We start from the raw sequence: 6,818 nt of genomic DNA, 5'->3' as shown, positions 1-6,818 counted from the left end.
AGAGTAAACCCGCAATGATCCCACCCATCCCGCCGAGAAGCAGGGCATACCATAAGTCGGGCCAGGTCCAGTTGGTTGCGTATAGCCTGATCGTCACCGGAACACCGGCAATTTTTGCTTCGCGCTCCGGTGAACCGTCGAGTTCATCAACGGTGAGCAGATGGTCTGAAAAGGTCGACAACACGGTGTTGCCGACGATGATGGCAATCCCGTCAAAGTCTTCCTGGCGGGCGGTATAGAGCAAATACGGCGTAAGGTTGATATTCAGGGAGGTGAAAACGCCGCTATTCATCATCAGGGGATTACGATACCAAATCACCATCGCGGGTTTATTGGGCATCATCGGCGTTCCCGGGATAATCGCCATATCGATATCTTTACCAATATCGAGGCTGGGGACCAGTTCAGTCAGCAGCGTATCCATGCCTCCGGTTGCCGATGAGCAAAATGCTTTCTTATCCTTGACCAGCAAAAAGGCACGAACGTTCAGGCTAAAGGCGGCACGGGAAGTGAGTTCTGCGCTGACTTGTTTACAGGTCTTTAAAGTCAACGGTTGAAGAATGTCGGTAGTACTTTTGAGATCGGCAAAATAGCTAACCAGGTAATGCTGAATGTCAGAAACCAGCGTGTCGTATTTAACTTCCCGCTTATGCCACGCCATCACGAATTGTAAGCTACTGATAACAATAGCAACGACAACCCCGGTAATCAGGCAGGTAAGCACGATTTTTCGACCAGTCGTTAAGGCGTGAGTGAACATGATGCCTGGCTTTATCCTGAGATTGCGATGATGATAAATGTGATGGAATAACAAGACTATAGCCTGGATTGCTTCGGCGAGTCATGCTTTTCCACAGGGAGAAAAAGGGAATCAAAAAAAAAGCACCGCCGAAGCGATGCTTTTCGTCTGTCTCGTCAGGGTCGCCAAGGGATAGCAACCAAACGATTAACTGCGGCTCAGAACCCGACGCGCTTCGTTATAGCGCTTCTTCCAGTATGGCTCGTTCATGCTGGAGATGATGACACCGCTGCTGGTAGAGGCATGAACAAACTGGTTGTTGCCAATGTAAATACCAACATGACGGCCCGTCGAACCTGCGCGGAACAGAACCAGATCGCCAGTACGCAGATTAGTGCGCGAAACGGATTTACCGGTTTCCTGTTGCTCGTAGGTGGAGCGTGGAAGTTCTAAACCAAACTGTTCACGGAATGTACGCTGTACAAAGCTGGAACAATCAATACCTTTTTTGGAGTTGCCGCCGAGACGATAGCGCACGCCTTTCCAGTCAGCGTACTGATCCATAATCCGCGATTTAACATCGAGGTTACGTACCATACTCTCAAATTCATCCTGAGAAGCTTGCAGTGAGGAAGCTTCTTGATTCACACCAAGCGTCTCAGAATGCGTGTTCTTTGCGGTGTTTGTGGTAGTGCTACATGCAGAAAGCAGTACCGCGACTGCTATCGCGGGGATCCCGCGCAAGATATATCTCAAGATCGGTTGAGATTTGACCATTTTGTTTGTTTTCCCTTGAAGTCCTTAACGATAAATATCGTTATAAAAAATGCCAAACGTGACGAGACTAATTACCTGCGCACAATGAGACAATTCTTTAAGCGCAAAACTGTGGCAGAACGCACAAATTTATTCGCGAAGAGAATAATAACCCAGCGAGGCAAAACGAGTTCGAGGTTACCCGATCGTTTCAGGCTTGGCGAGTGATTTTATCTGAATTTTAATAAGAAAATGTGATACAGAAAGTGAATAAACGGGATTGGTCAATTTAAACGCAAAATGGCGGAAAATCCGACAACTTATTCATTCCCAAAGGTAATATTATGACTAAATAATGACGATGAGGTGAATGATTTATCTTAACACATCATCAGGGCGTAAGAATAAACCCTGATAATGTTAATAATTGTGGGTTATTTGTTTAAGATTTGTGTGTTTTTGCCGGGAAGATAATTGTCGAAAAGCGCGATAAGGCGATCGCTTAACGGGGTCAGGAGACACCAGGGCAGGCCAATTAGAACCACGGTTAATGATCCTACGGCGATATCGGTGAACCAGTGGGCGCCGATCATGACACGTGGGAAAGCAAAAACCACAACAATAATAAGGCCGATAAATCCTGCGGCTTTTCCGAAATAGCGCAACATAAATGCGGCGAAAATAAGCAGCATCATCCCGTGATCGCCAGGGAAACTGTCTTTGGAGGCATCCTTCGTCGAAATATGCAGCAATTCGCTGACGCGATAAATATTAGCAAAACTGAGCGTAGGACTGGCGCGTTTTACAGGCAGCAGCGCCTGACCTGCCTGGTTCAGAACCACGGCGGTAAGCAGCATCACCAGACCGATGATGACAATACGGCGGCGGCCAGCAGGCGTTTCTTTCAGCCAGAAATTCAGCATCAGACAACCCATCGCCAGCAGGGAACAGGCGTCAAACGCCCGATTATTGGTGATGGCGACCAGCCACAGGAAGGCCTGGCTCTCTACCAGTTTCTGGTTAAAGAAGTGGAAAATGCCGGCGTCAACCGGGAACCAGAATCCATGATTCACGGGCATATACCAGCTCATGAATAACGCCAGACCGGCAACATTCAGCAGAAGTATCAGTGGTAACCGGATTTTCATATTTAACGTGTTCGCTGTTCAATAAATCGCAGGCAACCTTACGCGTGTTCAGCTAAACGAAGCTTCAACAATGCGCTCTGCAACGTATTCCAGTCTGCCTCGGTGCTGGAAATCAGTTCAATACGACTGTCCGGCGGCGCGACATTCTGCGTTTCAATGTGCAGATCTTCGCCCTGGCGATTAATGCGCACGAGGCCTTCCGGAATACGCATGACTCCCTTCACCCGGCCAACCGGCGCCAGTCGTGCCCATTCCAGCAGTCCGATGGTGTCAAAGACCGTATCGGCATCAAAAATCCAGCCGCAGGCCTGATGCCCCTGACCGCTGTTCAGGCTACGACGCCAGCGTTGTTGAGTTGGCAGGCTCAGCGCCGCCAATCCTCGCGGTTCTGGATGGCTGTGCGAATGCGCGGCGCTGGTGGGCAATTCAGCCAGATTCAGACGCGGTAAATCGAGCAACTGTCTGTCAATCTGACCATGCGTGGCCTGCACTAACTGACGGTGGCCGCCAAACTGTTGCCACCAGGTTTGCAGCGCACGTTCACTTTCCGCAGTCGCACGATCGGTTTTATTCGCCACAATGATATCTGCTGCCGCTAACTGATCGCGGAAGTTCTCATTGGTAACGCTTTTTTCATCCAGCAATCCGCGAGGATCAAGAATGCACAACGTAGCGCGCAGGTCGATCCAGGGTTCATACACCGGTGCGGTGAGGAGGGAGAGGATCTGTTTCGGATGCCCCAGTCCAGTTGGTTCGATCAGCAGGCGGTCTGGTTTTCCCTGACGCAGCAGGGTATTCAGTCCAACCTGCATGGGCAGGCCATTCACGCAGCACATACAGCCGCCGGGGATCTCTTTGAGCAATGCGCCGCTATCAGCAAGCAGAGCGCCGTCAATGCCGACCTCACCGAACTCATTGACCAGTACCGCCCATTTTTCGGCGGGGTCTTTGTGCGCTAACAGATGGAGGATAGAAGTGGTTTTTCCGCTGCCGAGGAAACCGGTGATGAGGTTAGTTTTGGTCACGCCTGCTCCAGAATAATGTACCGTAACGGTTTCTATTAATCCTGGCGAAAAAAAGTGAAAAAGAGAAGGGCGGGGCGAACGAAGACGGCCTTCGTTCACCTTAATGGCAGAAATTGTTAATTTTTTAACGTATCAATCACCGCCTGATGTGCACCGTGTTGCGCGATACGCTGCCAGGCCGTTTCAATCGCCTGGACAAAAACCGGATTGTGCGGGAGGTCGTTGCCAAAAATTTCCGATAAAGAGAGCAGTGCCGACACGCGCTGATCCTCAGTACTGGCCGCGACCCTTGCGCGGATTTTATCATTCAGCGGGTCGCGAACGTCGATGGTCGTGCCGGCATCATCGACGCCGCTGACATAGCGCATCCACCCCGCCACGCCCAGCGCTAAGAGTGGCCATGCGCTTTCGCGTGCCAGATGGAGACGAATGCCCGCCAGCATCCGCTGCGGCAGTTTCTGACTGCCGTCCATCGCGATTTGCCAGGTTTTATGCTTCAGCGCCGGATTCGCAAAGCGTTCAATCAGGCTTTGCGCGTAACCGGTCAAATCCACGTCAGTAATAGTAAGCGTCGGCGCCTGTTCGTCCACCATCAGTCGGTACGCGGCTTCGCGGAATGCGCTGTCCTGCATGCACTCATTAATATGCTGAAATCCGGAAAGATAACCGAGATACGCGAGAAACGAGTGGCTGCCATTAAGCATCCGTAATTTCATCTCTTCCCAGGGACGCACATCGCTGACCATCTGCACGCCAACCGCTTCCCATGCGGGACGACCGGCGACAAAGTGGTCTTCAACCACCCATTGAATGAACGGTTCACAGCTGATGGCGCAAGGATCGGTCACGCCCAGTTCGCGGGTGATCTCCGCCAGCGACTCTTCCGTCGCGGCGGGAACAATACGGTCGACCATCGTGGCGGGGAAGCTGACGTGCTCGCGGATCCAGTCTGCCAGCGCGGGGGATCGTTTTTCCGCCATCCCCAGCACGGCGTTCTTCACGACGTGCCCGTTATCAGGAATGTTATCGCAGGAGAGTACAGAAAAAGCTGCCAGGCCGCGTGCCTGCCGACGTGACAGTGCTTCCACCAGAATACCCGGTGCTGAATGGGGTTCATCAGGCGATTGCAGGTCGTGAACAATGCGCGGATTTGTCAGGTCCAGCGCACCGGTAGCCGGATCGATGCAATACCCTTTTTCGGTGATGGTCAGTGAGACAATCGCCACCTGAGGTTCGCAGAATTTTTCGATTATAGCGGCGAGCGAATCGAGTTTCGCATTCAGGCATTCGTTGACGGCACCGACAATAATCGCCTGATTGCCGTCTGCGCCTTTTTCCAGCACGGTGTATAAATGATCCTGCTCGCGGAGTTGACGCATCAGCGTGTCGCCGCTGAACAGGCTGATTTCACAAATTCCCCAATCTCCGCCCTGGGCGTTCAGCACCCGATCGGTCAGTAATGCCTGATGCGCACGATGAAAGGCACCAAAACCGAAATGCACCATGTGGGTTTTCAGTTGCTGGCGGTCATAGCGTGGCGTTTGTACGCCATCCGGCAATATTGCTGAGGCAATTGTAGTCATTTATTACACACCTGATTAACCATAAATTAACAACGCCAGTGTAAAGTTATATGACAACAAATTAAATTGGTAAGCCTGATTTATCCGGGTAATGTGAGCTGGATCAATCAATCACGCCCCTTTTATTGATCACCTCGCAGAAGCCTGTATGGTAGTCGTCATTCAGGTAAGCTAATTTGGTATAACAACTTTGTGAGGTAAAGCAATGGAACAAACCTGGCGTTGGTACGGGCCTAACGATCCGGTATCGCTTGATGATGTGCGTCAGGCTGGTGCAACGGGTGTTGTGACAGCATTGCACCACATTCCGAACGGTGAAGTGTGGCCGGTCGATGAGATTAAAAAACGTCAGGCGATTCTGGCGGAAAAAGGGTTAACCTGGACGGTGGTCGAAAGTATTCCGGTTCATGAAGAGATCAAGACCCGCTCCGGTCAGTATCAGACATGGATCGCAAATTATCAGCAGAGCATCCGTAATCTGGCAGCCTGCGGCATCGACACCGTCTGCTATAACTTTATGCCGATTCTGGACTGGACGCGTACCGACCTTGAGTACGAATTGCCAGACGGTTCGAAAGCGCTGCGTTTCGATCAAATAGCCTTCGCCGCTTTTGAGTTGCATATCCTCAAGCGTGCGGGTGCGGAAGCGGACTATAGCGAAGAAGAACAGCGTCAGGCGTTGGCCTATTTCAATGCCATGAGCGACGCGGATATCGAAAAACTGACCCGTAATATCATTGCCGGTCTGCCTGGTGCGGAAGAGGGTTATACGCTCGATCAGTTCCGCGCGCGTCTGGCCGAGTATGACGGCATCAGCAAAGACGATCTGCGTGACAATATGGCCGTGTTCCTGCGTGCGATTGTCCCGGTGGCTGAAGAAGTGGGCGTGCGTCTGGCAGTGCATCCTGACGATCCGCCGCGTCCGATTCTCGGGTTACCACGCATTGTCTCCACCATTGAAGATATGCAGTGGCTGAAAGAGACCGTCGACAGCATCTACAACGGTTTCACCATGTGCACAGGCTCTTACGGCGTTCGTGCGGATAACGATCTGGTGAAAATGATTGAAACCTTTGGCGATCGTATCCACTTTACCCATCTGCGCTCGACGTGCCGCGAAGCGAACCCGAAAACCTTCCATGAAGGCGCACATTTGCAGGGTGATGTGAATATGGTCGCGGTGGTGACGGCGATTCTGACCGAAGAGCAGCGCCGTAAGAAGGCGGGGGATTTGCGTCCCATTCCGATGCGCCCCGATCACGGTCATCAAATGCTGGACGATCTGCATAAGAAAACCAACCCGGGTTATTCCGCGATTGGCCGTCTGAAAGGGCTGGCGGAAGTGCGCGGTGTAGAACTGGCGCTGAAAATGACCCAGTTCCGCGACCTGCTGTAAAACAGCAAATGACAAAAAAGGACAGCTCAGGCTGTCCTTTGAGAGTGATGACAAACTTCATTCCGATACCGGACAAGCACAGATCACCTTATTAAAAACCAGGAAAATCAATTCATTGATTTTCGGCTGATAACCACAAAGAAGGAAAAACCACGTTTTTTCCTTCTTTGT

General features: G+C 51.5%; 6 protein-coding genes. 1 reads left to right on the top strand and 5 read right to left on the bottom strand.

Annotation, left to right across the window (positions count from 1 at the left end):
* The 5 genes from AB7E14_RS18195 to AB7E14_RS18175 all read right to left on the bottom strand — a co-directional run.
* A partial coding sequence (locus tag AB7E14_RS18195) for a CSS-motif domain-containing protein (RefSeq protein WP_428169759.1) occupies window positions 1–760 on the bottom strand: 760 nt, incomplete at its 3' end.
* Between the two features lie 186 nt (window positions 761–946).
* A complete protein-coding gene (gene mepS, locus AB7E14_RS18190; RefSeq protein ID WP_043000104.1) occupies window positions 947–1,516 on the bottom strand; it encodes a bifunctional murein DD-endopeptidase/murein LD-carboxypeptidase in 570 nt (189 codons plus the stop codon).
* Between the two features lie 413 nt (window positions 1,517–1,929).
* On the bottom strand, window positions 1,930–2,643 hold the full coding sequence (locus tag AB7E14_RS18185; RefSeq protein ID WP_043001882.1) for a phosphatase PAP2 family protein: 714 nt from the start codon (window positions 2,641–2,643) through the stop codon (window positions 1,930–1,932).
* A gap of 38 nt (window positions 2,644–2,681) precedes the next feature.
* On the bottom strand, window positions 2,682–3,668 hold the full coding sequence (locus AB7E14_RS18180; protein ID WP_248381817.1) for a CobW family GTP-binding protein: 987 nt from the start codon (window positions 3,666–3,668) through the stop codon (window positions 2,682–2,684).
* A gap of 116 nt (window positions 3,669–3,784) precedes the next feature.
* On the bottom strand, window positions 3,785–5,251 hold the full coding sequence (locus AB7E14_RS18175) for a mannitol dehydrogenase family protein (RefSeq protein WP_316962505.1): 1,467 nt from the start codon (window positions 5,249–5,251) through the stop codon (window positions 3,785–3,787).
* Window positions 5,252–5,456: 205 nt separating this feature from the next.
* On the opposite strand from AB7E14_RS18175, the gene uxuA reads away from it, so the two are divergent.
* Complete coding sequence (gene uxuA / locus AB7E14_RS18170) at window positions 5,457–6,647, top strand: mannonate dehydratase (RefSeq protein WP_316962506.1); 1,191 nt, start codon at window positions 5,457–5,459, stop codon at window positions 6,645–6,647.
* Window positions 6,648–6,818 lie beyond the last annotated feature (171 nt).

The sequence above is a fragment of the Citrobacter sp. genome (assembly GCF_050252275.1).
GTDB lineage: Bacteria > Pseudomonadota > Gammaproteobacteria > Enterobacterales > Enterobacteriaceae > Citrobacter_A > Citrobacter_A amalonaticus.
This window is presented reverse-complemented; position numbering and strand designations above follow the sequence as displayed.

Bases quoted from the DNA above. Each gene is read 5' to 3' on its own strand.
- mepS (WP_043000104.1), bottom strand. From the start codon at position 1,516: ATGGTCAAATCTCAACCGATCTTGAGATATATCTTGCGCGGGATCCCC.
- AB7E14_RS18185 (WP_043001882.1), bottom strand. From the start codon at position 2,643: ATGAAAATCCGGTTACCACTGATACTTCTGCTGAATGTTGCCGGTCTG.
- AB7E14_RS18175 (WP_316962505.1), bottom strand. From the start codon at position 5,251: ATGACTACAATTGCCTCAGCAATATTGCCGGATGGCGTACAAACGCCA.
- uxuA (WP_316962506.1), top strand. From the start codon at position 5,457: ATGGAACAAACCTGGCGTTGGTACGGGCCTAACGATCCGGTATCGCTT.